Origin of the sequence: Mariniflexile sp. AS56, assembly GCF_030552475.1 — a bacterium.
In the GTDB taxonomy this organism is placed as follows: domain Bacteria; phylum Bacteroidota; class Bacteroidia; order Flavobacteriales; family Flavobacteriaceae; genus Mariniflexile.
On record NZ_JAUPED010000005.1, the window covers coordinates 236,270 to 254,073 of the forward strand.

The following is a 17,804-nucleotide window of genomic DNA, read 5'->3' on the forward strand; positions in this document are numbered from 1 at the left end:
AAGTACTTATAGTCACCGAATTTATGAACCTATAAGAAGCAACTTTTAACTTGAATACTTTCAACTTTAGAACCCAAAAACATGTTAGATAAAATAGGTATAGCAAAACGAATAGCCAAAGAGGTTAAAGACGGTTATTACGTTAATTTAGGCATAGGTATCCCAACCTTGGTTGCCAATTATGTGCGTAACGATATTGAAGTGGAATTTCAAAGTGAAAATGGCGTTTTAGGCATGGGACCCTTTCCTTTTGAAGGTGAAGAGGATGCCGATGTTATTAATGCTGGTAAACAAACCATTACAACATTGCCAGGAGCGAGCTTTTTCGACTCAGGCTTGAGTTTTTCTATGATTCGTGGTAAACATGTAGACTTAACTATTTTAGGGGCCATGGAGGTGGCTGAGAATGGCGATATCGCTAACTGGAAAATTCCAGGGCGTATGGTTAAAGGCATGGGTGGTGCCATGGATTTAGTGGCAAGTGCCGAAAATATTATCGTGGCGATGATGCATACCAATAAAGCTGGCGAATCTAAATTGTTGAAGCGTTGTAGTTTGCCGTTAACGGGTGTGGGCTGTGTTAAAAAAATAGTGACGAATCTCGCAGTTCTAGAAGTTACAGAGGCTGGTTTTAAGTTATTAGAACGTGCTCCGGGAATTTCTGTAGAAGCGATTCAGGAGGCGACAGAAGGTCATTTAATTATAGAAGGCACTATTCCTGAAATGAGTTTGTAAGTGGCTAAAATGGGGGTTAAGGTGTAATTAAGGAGCGGTTGGTGGTTTTAGTTTATTAAATCCTTATTTCGGAAAGAAAAACCCTTCAATATATGTGATAATGTTAAATAATAATGCATTTCATCGATTAATTATGTTTTTTAACAGATTTATTGAAATGATAGTGTATCTTAGCAGTCCCCAAGGATACCAAATATTATAAATAGATTTCCCCAAATCTACCATAAACTTAAAGCCTATGAATTTTGCACCAAATCTACCTGAACAACCTACATTAAGTGAAAGTAAATTCCAAGAAACAGTTCGTGAGAATTTACAATTTCTAAAAAGTTTACTTTATTTAACTAAGAAAGTATTTATGCTATAATCCCTTTGGGATGGCATCAATTAGTTTTCTAGAATAAGTTGTTTTGGGCGACGCGTATATCACATCCGCATCGTCCAATTCTTCTATTTTACCCTGATTCATTACTAATAATTGGTCACTCATATATTTTACCACAGCCAAATCGTGCGAAATAAAAATATAGGTAAAACCAAAACTTTCCTTAAGGTCGTTTAATAAGTTTAAAACTTGTGCCTGCACCGAAATATCTAAAGCAGAAACAGACTCATCACACACAATAAGCTTCGGTTGTAATGCAATTGTTCTTGCGATACCAATACGTTGGCGTTGTCCGCCCGAAAACTCATGTGGATATCTGTTAAAATAATCTTCTGATAGCCCTACTTTATTTAAAATATCAATTGTTTTTTCTTTACGTTCTGCATCTGAATTATATAATTTATGCACAATCATAGGCTCCATTATCGCTTCTCCAACGGGCATTCTCGGGTTTAAAGACGAATATGGATCTTGAAAAATAATCTGAATATCTTTTCGAAGTTTCTTAATCTCTTTATTGGAAAGCTTAGTAATATCAACGCCTTTGTAAAGAATTTGTCCAGCTGTAGCTTTATCTAATTGCAGAATGGCATTTCCTAAAGTCGATTTTCCACAACCAGATTCTCCAACCAATCCTAAAGTTTCTCCTTCGTACAATTTGAAACTCACATCATTCACTGCTTTAAATACACTGGGTTTACTAAACCAGCCTGTTTTAGATATATAGGCTTTTTCAACATTTATCACCTCCAATAAAGGCGCTTTGCTATATAGTTTTTCGTGTTTTTGTTGACGTTCTTCTGCGGTTATAACCTCCGTTTTTGTGGTATTGTTTAAATAATCTTTAATAGTTGGCAGTGTTTTTAAGCGCGTATTTAAAGAAGGTCTTGAATTAATTAGGGCTTTAGTGTATAGGTGTTGTGGTGTTTTAAAAATGGTTGCGACCTCACCTTGCTCTACAATATCACCTTTATACATAACCAGAACACGGTTTGCTATTTCAGAAATTAAAGACAAATCGTGCGTAATAAAAATCACGCTCATTTTGGTCTCTACTTGTAGCTGTTTAAGCAATTTTATAATGTCTTTTTGTACGGTGACATCCAAGGCAGTCGTAGGTTCGTCTGCAATTAAAATATCAGGTTTGCAACTAATGGCCATAGCTATCATGACCCGTTGTTTTTGTCCGCCCGAAATTTCATGTGGATAAGCGTTATAAACACGTTCCGGATTTGGCAATTTCACCTTTTCAAAAAGCGATAATGTTTCAGTTTTGGCTTCCTGTTTGGATAGGTTTGTATGTTGCAATATAATTTCTTGAACCTGCTTTCCGCAAACCATCGATGGGTTTAGAGAGCTCATAGGTTCTTGAAAAATCATAGCAATTTGTTTTCCCCTTATATTTTGAAATGCTTTTGAAGTAAGTTTTGTTAAATCTTTGTCATCATATAGAATACTACCAGAGGTTATTTTTGATATTTTCTTTGGAAGCAAACCTAAAATAGCCAATGAAGAGACCGATTTCCCAGAGCCCGATTCACCAACAATTCCTAATATTTCATTTTGATTTAATTGGTAGGAAACCTTGTGAATCACTTCATTAGTTCCGAATGCAATGGATAAATCGTTTATGGTTAAAATGGGGGTTTCTTTCATTATATATGAATAATTTCGTTCTCGCTAAGAATGGCATCTCCACGAAGTCTTAAAAATATTTGTGCGACTGCAATGGTATCTTTTTCACAATAAACGACTATACGGTCAATCTCATTTTCTTCATAAAATACACGGTACACTTCACTGCCATCAATATCATCTTTTGGTGATGGAATGCCCAAAACATTGGTTAATAGTTTTAAGGAAGTATAGGTTTTATAATCGCCAAATTTCCATAATTCTAAAGTATCTAGATGCGGTACTTCCCATGGTTTTTTACCAAATAAATTTAGTTTTAGAGGTAGTTCTATATTATGAATAATCATGCGGCGTGCCATATATGGAAAATCAAATTCCTTTCCGTTATGGGCACAAAGTAAATGTTTTGTTTCGTTAAAATGGGTGGATAGTAAGTTTTTAAAATCTTTTAAAATTTTAATTTCATCGCCATAAAAGGAGGTGACTCTAAATTGCCTGATGTCTCCTTTAAGTTTGAAATAGCCAACCGAGATACAAACTATTTTACCAAATTCGGCCCAAATACCGGCGCGTTCATAAAAATCTTCGGCAGTTTCGTCTTCCTTTCTTTGGTATTTCGATTTGTGCTCCCATAAGGCTTGCTTACTTTCATCTAACTCAGAAAAATATTGGACTTCCGGAACGGTTTCAATATCTAAAAATAAGATATTTTCTAGGTGCAATTTCGAAATCATGGTTCAAGCATCTTATAAGCTTCATCAATATACGTGGTAATATCTTCTGTAAAAGACGCCACTTGAACGTTGGATCCTTTGGAATGCCCAAGACGTACAATAATCACATTGTCATTAGGCTCCACAATTACATATTGCCCCAAATGCCCACGCATCATAAAAAAGTTTTTTCCGTTTTGTTGTTTTAACCACCAACCATAACCGTATTCTGGACTTTCAGGAAAACGTGGTTTTATAGATTTTGCTACAAATGCAGAGTCTAAAATTTGTTTGCCATTCCATTTACCGTGGTCTTTATAGAGTTTTCCAAAGCGGGCAAAATCTTTCGCATTACTGGCAATACAGCAATAGGCTTTTACTAAATCATGGTTTTTACTGTCTACTTGCCATAAAGTTTCGTTTTCGCTTCCAAAAGGTTTCCAAAAGCTTTCCTCTAAGTACTTATACATTTTTTTTCCAGTTGCTTTCTCAATCACCATGGCAAGCATTTGGGTGTCGCCACTGGCATATTTGTAAGTTTTACCAGGCTCGTTTACTACTTTTAAGCCAAGCATTACTTTTTCTAAATCGTCATCAAAATAGGCACGTGTTGTTATGGATAAAGGGGAATAATAAGCCTCATCCCAATTGGTTCCAGATGCCATACTTGATAAATCGCCTACCGTCATTTTAGCCGCTAAGCCTTCATTAAACGTGGGTAAAAAATCGCTAACGGGTTGGTCTAAACTTTTAATATAACCTTCTTGAATTGCTTTTCCCATTAATCCAGATACATAGGTTTTTGCCATGGAAAATGAATTGCTTTTAGAGTTTTCGTCAAAGCCATCATAATAATTTTCAAACCAAATACTGTCATTTTTTATAATCACATAAGCAATGGTACCGTTGGTTTTGTTTATTTTATCTAGGCCTTCGGTTTCTTTTACAGAATTATAATCTTTATGATTGGGCCAAGGTTGAGGTGTGCCGTTTTCTACCGTTTGGTTCTCGAATTTTTTATAATCTTCTAAATAAGCCGTAGAATGTCCCGTAAGGTAAATGGTTCTAACAGCTTTTAGTAAATAATCGGTATCGGTGATGTATAACACGATTATAAATAAGCCGAATAAAATGGCTATCCATTTAAGAAGTTTTCTAAGAAATTTCATTTAGTTTTATTTTATGTAAAAAATAAAGATAATGAATTTGTATTAATAAAAACACAGCCAAAAATGCTATTTATTTAGCGCTTTTCGTTTTTGCTTTTCTTTAAAAAACGCTTTGTTTGCAATGTAGATAGTCTTGCTAACTTCTGCAATAACAACCTGCTCTTTATTTACAATATGTAGTGTTTTGACTAAGTTGAATTCACCCTGGTTTGCCACCTGAGTTTTAATGGTGTTTAATTCTTCTTCTGCAAAAGAAAATTCCGCATAGACCGTTTCTTTTGCAGGGCGTTTGTATTTAATGGAAGCATCTTTATCCCAAACAATGTAATCTTCTTTTAGGATAGTCATTAGCTGAATCATGTAAATAGGGTCGGTTGCCGAAAATAAGCTTCCGCCAAAAATAGAACCTACATAATTTCTGTTTTTTATACTTAACGGAATTTTGATTTTCACGTATAATAAGTCATCAGAAACCTCTATAATTTTCCCCGTAGAACGCCTATACATGGGCGACCAGTTAAAAATGTATTTATAAGTTTGAGCATCTGTTAAAAACGTTTTTAATAATTTGTTAAGTGTTCTATACATGATCTAAAAAAGGGATTGTTGTTTGTATGGGCTTTCGTGCTCTAACAACCATTGTTTGCGGTGTAAACCACCTGCGTAACCAGTTAAGCTGCCATCACTACCAATAACACGGTGGCAGGGAACTATGATCCATATTGGGTTTTTACCATTGGCATTTGCAACCGCTCGAATGGCTTTTACATCGCCCAATTGTTTAGAAAGTTCTAAATAAGACATGGTTTTTCCATGCGGAATTTGCTCTAGTTGTTTCCATACTTTTTTTTGAAAATCGGTGCCTTCAGGATTTAATTTCAGGTCGAATTGTGTACGAATGCCTTCGAAATATTCATTGATCTGAAACACACAGTCTTCTAATTCCACAGGAATAATATCGGTTATTTTTTCTTCGGAATTTAGCACAACCACGGAATGGATTCCTTCTATATCACCAACAATTTTAGTAAAGCCTAATGGCGATTTGATGATGCAGGTTTCCATAAGATTAAATTTTAAAGCGAATATACAAAAACCAATCAAAATTAAATTTTGTAAGAATTTGTTTTATATTGGTATGATAATTGTGTAGATTTTTGAACCTAACTAAGCCATTTATGAAAAACTACTACTACATCCTCTTGTTCAGTTTCTTCCTTGTTTTTATAAATTATCAAGTCCAATCTCAAGAAAAGACAACGGTTATAGATTCCAAAAATACCTATGCAGAAAAAATCTATCTACAATTAAGTAGTACCATTTTCACCACCGATAATACCATTTGGTTCAAAGCCATAGTTGCAGATTTTGCACATTTACCAACTAAAATAAGCAGTGTGTTGCATGTGGAGCTTATCGATTTTGATAAGCGCATTATAGACAAAAAACTATTAAAATTGGAATATGGAAGAGCTGCTAGTTTTTTTGATCTTGATGAAGAGTTGCCACCAGGGCGCTACATGGTTCGTGCCTATACCCAGTGGAACAAAAATTTTGACAACGCATTTATATCACAAACCTATATCGATATCTACGCAGCCAAAAAAGTTTCGGAAAGTGAAGAAGCCATTAGAAACATCACGCTTACAGAAACCACTCCCAACCAGTTTGAACTTTCGGCTAAAGCATACCCAAATGTACTGAACCCCAAATACAAGGGCAAGTTAAAAATGTATATTCATACCGATACCAAAACAGATTCCGTTGAAATAAAGAAAGATGCAGATGATGGCTATACATTTCAATATGCACTCCCAAAAGATGTAATAAAAGCACGCATGGAACTAAAACTAGATTCTGTAAAACTAAGAAACAACAATTTAGGTTTTATCAGTTCTTATAGCAAAACCGTGGCAGTAAATAAAGAGTATCTTGACTTGCAATTTTTCCCCGAAGGAGGCAAATTGGTTGATGGGTTAACAAGTACCATCGGGTTTAAGGCTCTCGATTATAACAACAAAGGAAAAGAAGTAACTGGTTATATTGTAGATCAGGACAATAACATCATCATCCCGTTTCAAAGCAATAGTTTGGGCATGGGCACCACTTATTTAACACCCGATATTCAAAAAACGTACTACGCTAGTGTAAAGAATAAAAACGAGATAGAGTTTAAATACGAACTGCCAAAAGCAGACCCAACGGGCGTGGTGGTAAAAGTAAAGGAGTTACAGGACTATATCATCATCAGTCTAAATTCAAAAAACCCAAACCAAGAGGAATTGCATGTAAAAGTACAATCACGTGGTGTGGAATACGATAGTTTTTATCTTCCGTTCAAAAAAGGTGTCGCCAATACGGGTATAGAAAAAACCACGTTTCCCGAAGGTATTATAAAATTTACCATCACGAACAAACAAAACCAAATTGTTGCGGAACGCTTATTTTTCAATTATAAAGAAGAGGATCGCGTTAACATAGCCGCAACCCCACATTTAAAAAATTACAGACAGCGCGATAAAACGGTTTTCAATGTCATTACAGAGGATAAAGATAGTAATGCTATTCAAACGAATCTCTCAGTGTTGGTCATCAACAAAGAACAGCTGGGAAGTATAAATGATAGCCGAAGCCATATTTTGTCCTATTTTTTGTTGAATTCAGAGTTGAGAGGTACCATCGAAACGCCTTCTTGTTATTTTAACCCAAAAAACAAGAGCAGAAAACACGATATGGATGCCCTGTTATTAACGCAAGGTTGGAGCAATTATAAATATGAAAATACGGAGTTAAGTACAGAATTTGAATTTCTTCCGGAATCAAGTCTTTCAGTTTCTGGAACTGTTAAGGATTTACTAAGCACCAACAAACCATTAAAAGACCCCATAGACCTCACCATGGTTTATGGCCCTTTAAAATTAGCGACCCAACAGGTAGACAGTACAGGTGTTTTCCATTTTCAATTGGATGATTATTATAAGGATAATTTTAAGGTTGTTATCCAAACAAAGAACGAAAAGGGTAAGAAAAAGAATTTCAGAATAGATTTAGATACACCCATTGAGCCTAAAATTGAGTTTTTAAAGGAAGAACAGATGCAATTGGCAGAAAGTATAAATACTTATGTGGAACAGAACATTGCCCGCAGACAAGCATTGGAAGACTTTAAAGTAGCCAACGGCACCATTGCTCTAGATGAAGTGAAGTTAGATGGTTATAATTTGACACCAGCTAGAGAAACGATGATGGAGTTACACGGTCCCCCGGATGTGGTTATAGAAAATGAAGAACTAATGAGTAAAGTGAAAAATTGGCATTCGGGACTTTTTAGCTTATTAAGATCTAGTTTTCCTAATGATATTGACATTTATACCATTAGATATGACGAAATTGGAATGACTAGAAAGGATTTGATTTATAAAAATGTAGGATTGTTTGAGCCACCACCACCACTATTTAGTTTGCCTGTTATTTCAGAGGCATTAATTGCTAGAGATTACCTTACAGATTTTACTTTTATTGTCATCGATGGTATTCCTGTGGACATTAAAGCTTATAAATTTTTAGAAGATTTGCCAACGGAGGAGATTAAAAGCGTGGAATTAATAAGGAATCCAAAACGATCAAGATATTATGTAGAGGAGGCTATCAAAGAGTATTATTATAATGCTGAAGGAGAAGTTGTGCCTGTTAGATTCCCTGTAGGAATAAGAGTATCCATTGTTAGTATTTACACCTATGCAGGAAAAGGTTATTATGGCTTGCAGAGAACTCCTGGCATTTTTAAAGGTACTGTTAACGGTTTTACACCTAAGCGAGAATTTTATGCTCCAAAATATGAAAATCATACTGAAAATGATTGGAACCTACCCGATTTACGTTCGGTAGTCCATTGGTCTCCAAATATAAATACTGATGAAAATGGAGAGGCAAAAGTGGAGTTTTATAATGCCGATAACATGGGCGAGATGCTTGTTATAATTGAAGGTATTACCAATCAAGGTAAAATAGGGTATTTTGAAACTACATATACCATTGAAGAAAAGATAGAAAAGTAACTACCGCATAATTGATTTAAGAATAAAAACCGAATCCGTACCATCAATATCACCAACAATTTTAGTAAAGCCTAAGGGCGATTTGATGATGCAGGTTTCCATTTTAATTGGTTGTATTGTTGTCGTCTATGATGCCTAATCGTTTGGCGCGAACTTCCCAACTTTTTCTGGCGAGGTGTTGCAAGTCAGCAATATTATCGCTTTCATCCATAATTTCAAAACCTAGTAAAGTCTCTATAACATCTTCCATAGTAACCAAGCCGCTTACTGTACCATACTCATCAACCACTAAAGCCATATGGTTTTTGCTGCTTACTAATTGGTCTAAAAGTTTCGGGATTGGTAAGGAGCGGTTCACAACAATAATATTTCGTTTTATGTCTGATAATATGGTTGTGTTATTATCATTAGCCATTTCTCTAAAAATATCATCTTTTAAAACAAGTCCAGTAATGTTGTCTGTGTTTTTTTTGAATACAGGGATTCTAGAAAAACGGATGTTTTGGTTTTCGGTAAAAAAAGCTTCAACAGTCATGTCTTCACTCACCATTTTGATAACCGTTCTTGGTGTCATCACATCTTTAGCCAGCACATTTTTTAATGACAATAAGTTTTTTATCACGGTGCTTTCTGAAGCTTCAAAAACACCTTCGTCTTCAGCCATTGTTGCCATCGCTTGAAAGTCTTCGCGGCTTAATACGCTGCCATGACCTTTGCCTCCAATAAGTTTTGTTGTAAGTTGAAGTGACCATAAAATACCGGTCCATTTTAAAGGAAATATTAAAACAACTAAAGCTTTTGATGTGAAATTAGCTAATTGTCTCCAGTAGGTGGCACCAATAGTTTTTGGAATAATTTCTGAAGCAATTAAAATTAATAAGGTCATGAGTGCCGATACAACACCCACGGTATTAATTCCAAATAACTCAATTTTATAAGGAAGTTTTTCAGCTTCAATACCAACCATCATAGCGCCTAATGTATGGGCGATAGTGTTTAGGGTTAAAATGGAAATAAGGGGCTTATCCACATCTTTTTTTAATGACTCTAAGGTTGTAGCGTAGTCTTTATTTTCTTGTTTTTTTATGTTAATAAAAGTGGGGGTAACACTCAGTAATACCGCTTCGAGTATAGAGCATAAAAAAGAAAAAAAGATAGAAATTGTTGCCCAGAAAATTAATGTACTCATAAAATGAATTTCGTTTTTACGAAGTTACGAAATCAATTTCACAACATCCTTAGCAAAATAAGAAGCTATGATATCTGCTCCTGCACGTTTAAAGGCGGTTGTTGTTTCCATCATAACTTGGTCGTGGTTTAACCAGCCCTTTTCTGCAGCAGCTTTTATCATGGCATACTCACCGGATACTTGATATATGGCAACGGGAACATCCACCTCATTTTTAATATCTCTTAAAATGTCTAGATAAGAAAGTCCTGGTTTAACCATCACAATATCGGCGCCTTCATCAATATCCATTTCGGTTTCACGAATAGCTTCCTTGCGGTTACCATAATCCATTTGGTATGTTTTTTTGTCTTTTGGAATATCAACCATGTCCACTGGGGCTGAATCTAGAGCATCTCTAAAAGGGCCGTAAAACGCAGAAGCATATTTAGCGGAATAACTCATAATTCCCGTATCTGTAAAACCTTCATCTTCCAAAGCTTCACGAATGGTTAAAATACGACCGTCCATCATATCACTTGGTGCTACAAAATTAGCGCCTGCTTGTGCGTGGGAAATACTCATTTCAGCTAAAAAATCGGCAGTAGGATCGTTTACTATCACGCCGTTTTCAATAATGCCGTCGTGTCCATACATGGAATAGGGATCCAGAGCCACATCGGTCATCACCAACATGTCTGGGCAAGCATTTTTAACGGTTTTAATGGCGCGTTGCATCAATCCGTTGGAATTTAATGCTTCTGCGCCTTTGTTGTCCTTCAAATGGTCTGGTACTTTTACAAAGAGTAACACCGATTTTAGTCCCAAACTCCAAAGTTCTTTAACTTCCTTCTCTAATAAATCTAAGCTGTAACGAAAGTAATTTGGCATGGAAGGAATTTCATCTTTCACGCCTTTGCCTTCCACTACAAAAAGAGGTACTAAAAAATCGTTAGGTGTTATGATGGTTTCACGAACTAAACTACGAATAGCTTCGTTGGTTCTTAATCGTCTGTTTCTTCTAAGTGGGAACATAATTTTTATGTGTTTTAATTACTTAATCTTAAGTATTTCCAATTATTATTTTCTTTTATAAATGCCGATTTTTCATGAATCACATCTATCTTACCGTTGTCGTAAAAAAAGGCATTAAAGGTAACGGTGCCTTCCGTGTCGTTTATCAAGCCTTTAGTAGTTTCTATAACTTCTAATTTAATCCATTCTACCGATTTTGCCCAGGCTACAATGGCTTTTTTTTCTTTAATGGGACGCGTTTTTGGGTGATGGGTATTCATTAAATAATCGCCGTTTGCTAACACAAAGGCACTATATCGAGAACGCATTAATTGTTGGGCTGTTTCTGTTTTGCCACCGTTCTTGTGGTAAACCTCACAACAATTTTGGTAGGTCGCAGTATTTCCGCAGTAACAAGTCATATTACACCCAATTTTTAGGGTTTTGTAACACCTGAATTAATTTTTCCTCTTCACTTCCTGCTTCCGGTTGGTGGTCGTAAACCCATTGTACATGTGGTGGCAAACTCATTAAAATACTTTCTATACGTCCGTTGGTTTTAAGTCCGAAAAGCGTGCCTTTATCGTGCACTAAATTGAATTCTACATAACGCCCACGACGTATTTCTTGCCAGTCTCTTTGTTCTTTTGAAAAGGGTAAATCTTTGCGCTTTTCAGCAATGGGAACGTAACTTTTAATAAAACTATTGCCTACTTCGGTTACAAAATTATACCATTTTTCCATGGACATGGTTTCGGTGGCTTTGCAATAATCGAAAAATAAACCGCCAATACCTCGGCCTTCGTTGCGGTGTGCATTGTGGAAATAGTCGTCGCAACGTTTTTTGTAGGTTTCGTAAAATTCTGGATTGTGTTTATCGCAGGCTGTTTTACATACCGTGTGAAAATGAATAGCGTCGTCTTCAAAAAGATAGTATGGTGTTAAATCTTGGCCACCACCAAACCATTGGTCAACAGTAGTTCCGTCTTTATCATACATTTCAAAGTAGCGCCAATTGGCATGTACGGTGGGCACCATGGGGTTCTTAGGGTGTAAAACCAGACTTAAACCACAGGCAAAAAAATCGGCATCTTCAACGCCAAAGTATTTTTGCATGCTGTCGGGCAATTTGCCGTGAACACCAGAAATGTTTACACCTCCTTTTTCAAATACAGCACCGTTTTCAATAACACGGGTGCGCCCGCCACCACCTTCTGGTCGTTTCCAAACATCTTCTTTAAAGATGGCTTTACCGTCTACAGCTTCTAGTTTGGCTGTGATGGTGTCTTGTAAGTTTTGAATGTATTTATAAAATTTATTTTTCATTTTTATTTTTTGAATCGTAAAATGATATAACCAACAATTGCAGAAATAAATGAGCCTATTAGAATACCAATTTTAGCAGAATCTATATATGCTGGACTATTAGAAAAAGCTAAACTTGCAATAAAAATAGCCATAGTAAAACCAATACCTGCTAAAAATGAAACACCTATTATCTGAAGGTTGTTAATATCAGAAGGGATTTCTATAAGTTTTATTTTTTTTGCTAGTAAAACAATAAATGAAATACCGATGCTTTTTCCTAAAACCAAGCAAATAGCTATGTTAATTACTAGGGCTATGTCTAAAGGTATGTTACTGTTTAGCACAACGCCAGCATTGGCTAAGGCAAAAAAAGGAATAATAAAATAAGCCACCCAATCGTGTAAATTATGTTCTAAATGTTGAAGTGGTGATTGGTATTTGTTAGTCCAATCTTCTAATTCGTCAATTTCTTGAATTTGTTCTTTGGATAGAAGAGGTTTTTTTGAAACAGTGGCTTCTTTAATTTTGTTTGTTATGGTTACTAGATTATCAATAAACTCTGGTGTTTTAATTTTTTGTCTTATAGGTACCGAAAACGCTAATAAAATACCTGCGAGGGTAGGGTGAATGCCCGATTTTAGGAATAGGGTCCAAATAATGATTCCTGAAAAAATCAATAAAAACTTTGAATAGTAGCCTTTGTATGATAAAAAATATAAGAAAGCTAAGAATAAAAATGCGATTCCTAGTAAGCTAATTTTAATAGTACCACTGTAAAATATGGCAATAATTAATACCGCTCCTAAATCGTCTACAATGGCAAATGCAGTTAAAAACACTTTAAGGCTTAAAGGTATTCGGTTACCTAAAACCTTTAAAATAGCTAGTGAAAAAGCAATATCGGTAGCCATTGGAATACCCCAACCTTTAAAAGTTTCTGTGTTTTGGTTTAATGCTAAAAAAAATAGCACAGGAATAATCATGCCTCCTAATGCCCCAAAAAGAGGAAAGGCTAACTTTTTAGTTGTATTTAGTTCTCCAATTAGAAATTCTCTTTTAATCTCTAATCCAATTAAGAAAAAGAATATAGCCATTAAACCGTCATTAATCCAGAGTATTAAAGGCTTGTTTAATTCAAAACTTTCGGTAGTAAAGCCCATTTTATATTGCCAAAGGGTATGGTAGCTTTCTGCTAAAGGTGAATTTGCCCAAATAAGTGCTAGAACTGTTGCTAACAGTAATAAAATACCACTAAAACTTTCAATTTTAACAAATTTTTGAAAAGGAGATAGTATAATTTTTTGGACCATGTAATTTATTTGTTTTTTAATTGTAAAGCTTCAATAGTTCGTATTGAAGCTGCTGTTACTGAAAAAGGTAGAACTAAAATGACGCCCACTATAGGGATTAATAAAAATAGCAGAAATATGATGCCGTTTCCAATAGCGAGTCCTTTGTTTTTATTCACAAATATAAGGCTTTCATTATATTTAAAATGACGTTCTAAAGTATAATCCATATTGCCAAAACCGGCATAATAGGCTTGTATCAAAAATAATAAAACGGATGAAGCGATACCAATTATAGGTATAAAACTCAATAGCAATATGGGCAAAGTTAAAAGTAGTTCCATGCCTAAATTTCGAGCATTTATACGAATACCACGCCAAAGTTGTTCGCTAAAAGAACTGGTTCTGTGTGGGTGAATAGTACCGACTAGATGCGCTTCAATTTTTTCGGATACCGGACTCATAAAAGGTGCAGAAAACGCCATAATAATGTGCTTATAAAGTATGAGTCCAATAAGTACAATTAATAATCCACCTATAATGTTGCTAATGGTTGTGAAGGTTTCTTTGCCCCATCGCCAAGTCCAAATTTTGGAAATGTATGCGCCAAAATTATCTGAAAGGCTGTATGCAAACACACCAATAATAATTGCAACAAAAACACTAATAAGCATTGGGATCGCAAAGTATTTCCAGAGCTTTAGTTTTGAAATTAAACTAAAAGCTCCGAAATAAGCTTGTATTCCTAAGGCTATGTTTTTAATCATGATCCTAGTTTTCTTCGTAGGTAAACTTAAGAAGGTTTATACTCTTTAACAGCATCTACAAACGCCTTTGCATTTTCTAAAGGAATGTTAGGTAAAATACCATGACCAAGATTTACAATGTATTTGTCTTTCCCAAATTCATTAATCATTTGGTGCACCATTTTCTTGATTTCTGCAGGTGGCGATAATAAACGTGATGGGTCAAAATTACCTTGAAGCGTAATATTTCCACCAGTTAAATAACGGGCATTTCTTGCCGAACAGGTCCAGTCTACACCCAAAGCAGAAGCACCAGATTTAGCCATATCGTTTAATGCAAACCAACAGCCTTTACCAAAGGCAATTACCGGAGCATCGTCTTTCACAGCATCAATAATTTGTTGCATGTATTGCCAAGAGAATTCTTGATAATCTACAGGTGAAAGCATGCCTCCCCAAGAATCGAATACTTGAACGGCGTTACAACCTGCTTTTACTTTTTCTTTTAAATACGCAATAGTCGTATCTGTTATTTTTTGAAGCAATAGGTGTGCAGCAACTGGGTTTGTAAAGCAAAATTCTTTGGCTTTATCAAAGTTTTTACTGCCTTGACCTTGTACACAATAACAGAGAATCGTCCATGGTGAACCTGCAAAACCAATTAAAGGAATATCATCATTCAACAGTTCTTTAGTCGCTTTGATGGCTTCATAAACGTAGTTTAAAGACTCTTTAACATCGGGTACAATCACATTGTCCACATCTTTAGACGTGCGAATAGGGTTTGGAAGGTATGGGCCAAAATTTGGCTTCATTTGCACCTCAATATTCATAGCCTGTGGAATTACTAAAATGTCGCTAAACAAAATAGCAGCATCCATACCGTAACGGCGAATAGGCTGTACTGTAATTTCACTGGCTAATTCTGGAGTTTGGCAACGTGTGAAAAAGTCATACTTTGCTTTTATTTCCATGAATTCTGGTAAATAACGTCCCGCTTGACGCATCATCCAAACAGGTGGACGTTCAACAGTTTCTCCTTTTAATGCTCTTAAAAATAAATCGTTTTTTATCATCTTAAATATTCTTATTTCTTAAATCGTATTCTTCTTCACCCATACAGTAGTTTTCAATGTCTTTATTATTACCGTAAACTACTAAAATATCGTTGTTTAAAACAACCGTATCTGGCGAGGTACGACCTAGGGTTTCTTTTACTATTGTTTTTTTGCCTATTAAATTTTTCTTTTCAACTTCCCGAATTATGGTAATTAAAGTGAGGTGGTATTTATCTATAGAATCCAGCTCATGCAATGTTTTACCGTAAAATTCTTTTTTTGCTTTGACTTCGGAAATGGTATAATTATTATCTAGCTGGTAATTTTCAAGCGTAGATTTAAAGTTAATTTGTTTCGTAAGTCTATCTGCCGAATCTTGCTCGGGGTGTACTATACTGTGAATGCCCATCGCTTCTAAAACGGTATCGTGAATGGGTGATAACGCCCGACTAATAATTTTAACGTCGCATAGTTTTTTAATAATAGCAGCGGTAATAATAGCCGCCCCTTCATTTTCTCCAATGGCAACTACAATTTTGTCGGCATCTTTTAGCGGTACCGCTTCATAGGCCAACTCGTTGGTAGAATCCATACAAATGGCATGCGAAATTTTATCTTTTACAAGATTAATTTTATCCATTTGTTTATCTATAGCGATAACCTCGTTGCCTGTTTCGGTGAGGCTAAAGGATAAAGCAGTACCAAAATTTCCAAGTCCGAAAACAATTATTTTCATCCAGTTACACTTTTAGTTAATTAAAATATTTTCTTTTGGATACTCATAAAACTGGTGGTTTACTTGGCGTAATAAACCAATCATTAAATTGAGCATTCCTATTCTCCCAATAAACATAACAGCAATTATAATGTATTTACTAGCATCAGTAAGTGTTGGTGTGAAATTTAGGCTTAAACCAACGGTACTGTAAGCCGAAAAACATTCGAAAACGACCGTTAATAGCGGTGTGTCTTTAGGTTCTAAAATTAATAAAGCCATAATGGCTAAACCAATTACAATAAGTGAAATGCATAAAATAGCAAAGGCTCTGGATGTTGATTCAGCTGAAAAGCGTCTTCCAAAAATTTCTATTCTACTCTTTCCTCTAGCAATGGCAAATATGTTTAAAGTAGCCAATGCAAAGGTACTTGTTTTTATACCACCACCGGTTGATGCTGGGGAGGCTCCAACCCACATTAAAAATATAATAAATAATAATGAAGGTACCGTCATTTGCGAATAATCTACCACATTAAAACCTGCTGTTCTGGGGGTTACCGAGTTAAAAGCCGCATTCGTAATTTTACCAAAAACGGTGGTATGTTCTAAAAGGGTGTTGCTATATTCAGAAATAAACAAGAAAATCCAGCCAACAAAAAGCAGTAAGATAGTTGTGTAAATAACTATTTTAGAGTTTAAAGTTATTAGAGGTATGCGCTTATGGATTATTTTTTTTCTGAATAACTCCAACACATAGGTTTTTAGTGAATTATAAAAATTGAAAACGATGTGATGTCCAAGACCTCCAAAAACGATTAGAATCATAATGATCCATTGGAAAAAGTAATTGAAACGGATGCTTTCATTGAATAAACCAGATGAAAATATAGAAAATCCTGCATTACAAAATGCCGAAATGGAATGAAATATAGAAAAGAAAAACCGATTTTCGATATCCGGATTTGATGTTATCGATGTGTAAATAAATAGGGCGCCAACAATTTCTACACCAACCGTAAAAACGACCACGTTTAATGCCACTCTAAAAACATCTTTCAAACCTTCATGAGCTAAAAAATCTTTGGTATTTAAACCTTCTTTAAAGGAAGAACTTCCTCTAAAGAAAAAAGCAAAGAATGATGTGAAAGTTAATATACCAATACCTCCCAATTGTATTAATACTAAAATGATGGATTGCCCCATGACAGTAAAATCGGTGCTGGTATCTACAACCGCTAGTCCGGTAACGCATACGCTGCTGGTTGCGGTAAACAAAGCGTTCGTGAAACTTATACCGTTGGTGGTAGCACTTGGTAGTATAAGTAGAAAGGCGCCTGCCAATGCCAAAATAATGAAGCTACCCACAAATACAATCGCGGGGTTAAAATACACATCGTAAATATGTCTTACTAAAACGAATAACCTTAAAAGGAAGTAAAGGATTAATCCCGTTTCTAAAACGGGTTTTATCTTTTGTAAAATGAAATGATAATCGTGATTAAGATGGAATAATGCGACTATAAGCGAAGTTACCAACAATACAGAAATAATAACCATGTTTACAAATGCAATGGTTTTCCCCTTTTTAAACTGATAAACAAAAAATTTAAAAGCATTAAAAGCGAGTAGGAAAAACGAAAGTATTATTAAACTGGCAACGTGTGCTGAGGTGAAATTTTGCGCAAAGTCATAACCAAAATCAAATACAATGAAAAAAAGAACAATAATATCGAAAAAACGATATATATAATTGAGTACAGATTCTCTTTTCATAGTGATGATGATTTCACTTTAGGTAGCCTATAAAA

At 35.2% G+C, this 17,804-nt stretch carries 16 protein-coding genes; 2 read left to right on the forward strand and 14 right to left on the reverse strand.

Annotation, left to right across the window (positions count from 1 at the left end):
- Positions 1-81 precede the first annotated feature (81 nt).
- Entirely contained in the window at positions 82-735 is a 654-nt protein-coding gene (locus tag Q5N74_RS08410; protein ID WP_304388327.1) for a 3-oxoacid CoA-transferase subunit B, read from the forward strand.
- Positions 736-1,096: 361 nt separating this feature from the next.
- Here Q5N74_RS08410 and Q5N74_RS08415 read toward each other — a convergent pair whose 3' ends face one another.
- The 5 genes from Q5N74_RS08415 to Q5N74_RS08435 all read right to left on the reverse strand — a co-directional run bounded on the left by Q5N74_RS08415 (position 1,097) and on the right by Q5N74_RS08435 (position 5,702).
- Positions 1,097-2,776, reverse strand: coding sequence for an ABC transporter ATP-binding protein (locus Q5N74_RS08415; protein ID WP_304388328.1), 1,680 nt, complete (start codon positions 2,774-2,776; stop codon positions 1,097-1,099).
- A complete protein-coding gene (locus Q5N74_RS08420; RefSeq protein ID WP_304388329.1) occupies positions 2,776-3,489 on the reverse strand; it encodes a 3'-5' exonuclease in 714 nt (237 codons plus the stop codon). Before Q5N74_RS08420 ends, Q5N74_RS08415 begins: the two co-directional genes overlap by 1 nt.
- Positions 3,486-4,637, reverse strand: a complete 1,152-nt coding sequence (locus tag Q5N74_RS08425) for a serine hydrolase (RefSeq protein ID WP_304388330.1) — start codon at positions 4,635-4,637, stop codon at positions 3,486-3,488. The genes Q5N74_RS08420 and Q5N74_RS08425 overlap by 4 nt, the downstream gene beginning before the upstream one ends.
- Before the next feature lie 66 nt (positions 4,638-4,703).
- Positions 4,704-5,225 (reverse strand): PaaI family thioesterase, encoded by a 522-nt coding sequence (locus tag Q5N74_RS08430; protein ID WP_304388331.1) that lies wholly within the window; start codon positions 5,223-5,225, stop codon positions 4,704-4,706.
- 3 nt (positions 5,226-5,228) lie between these two features.
- Positions 5,229-5,702 carry a methylated-DNA--[protein]-cysteine S-methyltransferase gene (locus Q5N74_RS08435; RefSeq protein ID WP_304388332.1) on the reverse strand — a complete coding sequence of 158 codons (474 nt, stop codon included), beginning with the start codon at positions 5,700-5,702 and terminating at the stop codon, positions 5,229-5,231.
- Between the two features lie 113 nt (positions 5,703-5,815).
- On the opposite strand from Q5N74_RS08435, the gene Q5N74_RS08440 reads away from it, so the two are divergent.
- Positions 5,816-8,695, forward strand: a complete 2,880-nt coding sequence (locus Q5N74_RS08440) for a hypothetical protein (RefSeq protein WP_304388333.1) — start codon at positions 5,816-5,818, stop codon at positions 8,693-8,695.
- Positions 8,696-8,798: 103 nt separating this feature from the next.
- On the opposite strand, the gene Q5N74_RS08445 is transcribed toward Q5N74_RS08440, so the two are convergent.
- Genes Q5N74_RS08445 through Q5N74_RS08485 form a run of 9 tightly spaced genes read right to left on the reverse strand, consistent with a single transcriptional unit; the run spans position 8,799 to position 17,769 of the window.
- Positions 8,799-9,884, reverse strand: coding sequence for a CNNM domain-containing protein (locus tag Q5N74_RS08445; protein ID WP_304388335.1), 1,086 nt, complete (start codon positions 9,882-9,884; stop codon positions 8,799-8,801).
- Between the two features lie 24 nt (positions 9,885-9,908).
- Positions 9,909-10,898 (reverse strand): porphobilinogen synthase, encoded by a 990-nt coding sequence (gene hemB, locus Q5N74_RS08450; protein WP_304388336.1) that lies wholly within the window; start codon positions 10,896-10,898, stop codon positions 9,909-9,911.
- 14 nt (positions 10,899-10,912) lie between these two features.
- On the reverse strand, positions 10,913-11,299 hold the full coding sequence (locus Q5N74_RS08455; protein ID WP_304388337.1) for a YchJ family protein: 387 nt from the start codon (positions 11,297-11,299) through the stop codon (positions 10,913-10,915).
- 1 nt (position 11,300) lies between these two features.
- On the reverse strand, positions 11,301-12,203 hold the full coding sequence (gene hemF / locus Q5N74_RS08460; protein WP_304388338.1) for an oxygen-dependent coproporphyrinogen oxidase: 903 nt from the start codon (positions 12,201-12,203) through the stop codon (positions 11,301-11,303).
- 2 nt (positions 12,204-12,205) lie between these two features.
- Entirely contained in the window at positions 12,206-13,495 is a 1,290-nt protein-coding gene (gene nhaA / locus Q5N74_RS08465; protein ID WP_304388339.1) for a Na+/H+ antiporter NhaA, read from the reverse strand.
- Positions 13,496-13,500: 5 nt separating this feature from the next.
- Complete coding sequence (locus tag Q5N74_RS08470) at positions 13,501-14,241, reverse strand: EI24 domain-containing protein (protein ID WP_304388340.1); 741 nt, start codon at positions 14,239-14,241, stop codon at positions 13,501-13,503.
- A 26-nt stretch (positions 14,242-14,267) separates the two neighbouring features.
- Positions 14,268-15,296 (reverse strand): uroporphyrinogen decarboxylase, encoded by a 1,029-nt coding sequence (gene hemE / locus Q5N74_RS08475; protein WP_304388341.1) that lies wholly within the window; start codon positions 15,294-15,296, stop codon positions 14,268-14,270.
- 1 nt (position 15,297) lies between these two features.
- On the reverse strand, positions 15,298-16,014 hold the full coding sequence (locus Q5N74_RS08480) for a TrkA family potassium uptake protein (RefSeq protein WP_304388342.1): 717 nt from the start codon (positions 16,012-16,014) through the stop codon (positions 15,298-15,300).
- A gap of 12 nt (positions 16,015-16,026) precedes the next feature.
- Positions 16,027-17,769 (reverse strand): TrkH family potassium uptake protein, encoded by a 1,743-nt coding sequence (locus Q5N74_RS08485; RefSeq protein WP_304388343.1) that lies wholly within the window; start codon positions 17,767-17,769, stop codon positions 16,027-16,029.
- Positions 17,770-17,804 lie beyond the last annotated feature (35 nt).

Bases quoted from the DNA above. Each gene is read 5' to 3' on its own strand.
- Q5N74_RS08410 (WP_304388327.1), top strand. From the start codon at position 82: ATGTTAGATAAAATAGGTATAGCAAAACGAATAGCCAAAGAGGTTAAA.
- Q5N74_RS08415 (WP_304388328.1), bottom strand. From the start codon at position 2,776: ATGAAAGAAACCCCCATTTTAACCATAAACGATTTATCCATTGCATTC.
- hemE (WP_304388341.1), bottom strand. From the start codon at position 15,296: ATGATAAAAAACGATTTATTTTTAAGAGCATTAAAAGGAGAAACTGTT.
- nhaA (WP_304388339.1), bottom strand. From the start codon at position 13,495: ATGGTCCAAAAAATTATACTATCTCCTTTTCAAAAATTTGTTAAAATT.
- Q5N74_RS08455 (WP_304388337.1), bottom strand. From the start codon at position 11,299: ATGACTTGTTACTGCGGAAATACTGCGACCTACCAAAATTGTTGTGAG.
- Q5N74_RS08480 (WP_304388342.1), bottom strand. From the start codon at position 16,014: ATGAAAATAATTGTTTTCGGACTTGGAAATTTTGGTACTGCTTTATCC.
- Q5N74_RS08440 (WP_304388333.1), top strand. From the start codon at position 5,816: ATGAAAAACTACTACTACATCCTCTTGTTCAGTTTCTTCCTTGTTTTT.
- Q5N74_RS08445 (WP_304388335.1), bottom strand. From the start codon at position 9,884: ATGAGTACATTAATTTTCTGGGCAACAATTTCTATCTTTTTTTCTTTT.
- Q5N74_RS08435 (WP_304388332.1), bottom strand. From the start codon at position 5,702: ATGGAAACCTGCATCATCAAATCGCCATTAGGCTTTACTAAAATTGTT.
- Q5N74_RS08430 (WP_304388331.1), bottom strand. From the start codon at position 5,225: ATGTATAGAACACTTAACAAATTATTAAAAACGTTTTTAACAGATGCT.
- Q5N74_RS08425 (WP_304388330.1), bottom strand. From the start codon at position 4,637: ATGAAATTTCTTAGAAAACTTCTTAAATGGATAGCCATTTTATTCGGC.
- Q5N74_RS08420 (WP_304388329.1), bottom strand. From the start codon at position 3,489: ATGATTTCGAAATTGCACCTAGAAAATATCTTATTTTTAGATATTGAA.
- hemF (WP_304388338.1), bottom strand. From the start codon at position 12,203: ATGAAAAATAAATTTTATAAATACATTCAAAACTTACAAGACACCATC.
- Q5N74_RS08470 (WP_304388340.1), bottom strand. From the start codon at position 14,241: ATGATTAAAAACATAGCCTTAGGAATACAAGCTTATTTCGGAGCTTTT.
- Q5N74_RS08485 (WP_304388343.1), bottom strand. From the start codon at position 17,769: ATGAAAAGAGAATCTGTACTCAATTATATATATCGTTTTTTCGATATT.
- hemB (WP_304388336.1), bottom strand. From the start codon at position 10,898: ATGTTCCCACTTAGAAGAAACAGACGATTAAGAACCAACGAAGCTATT.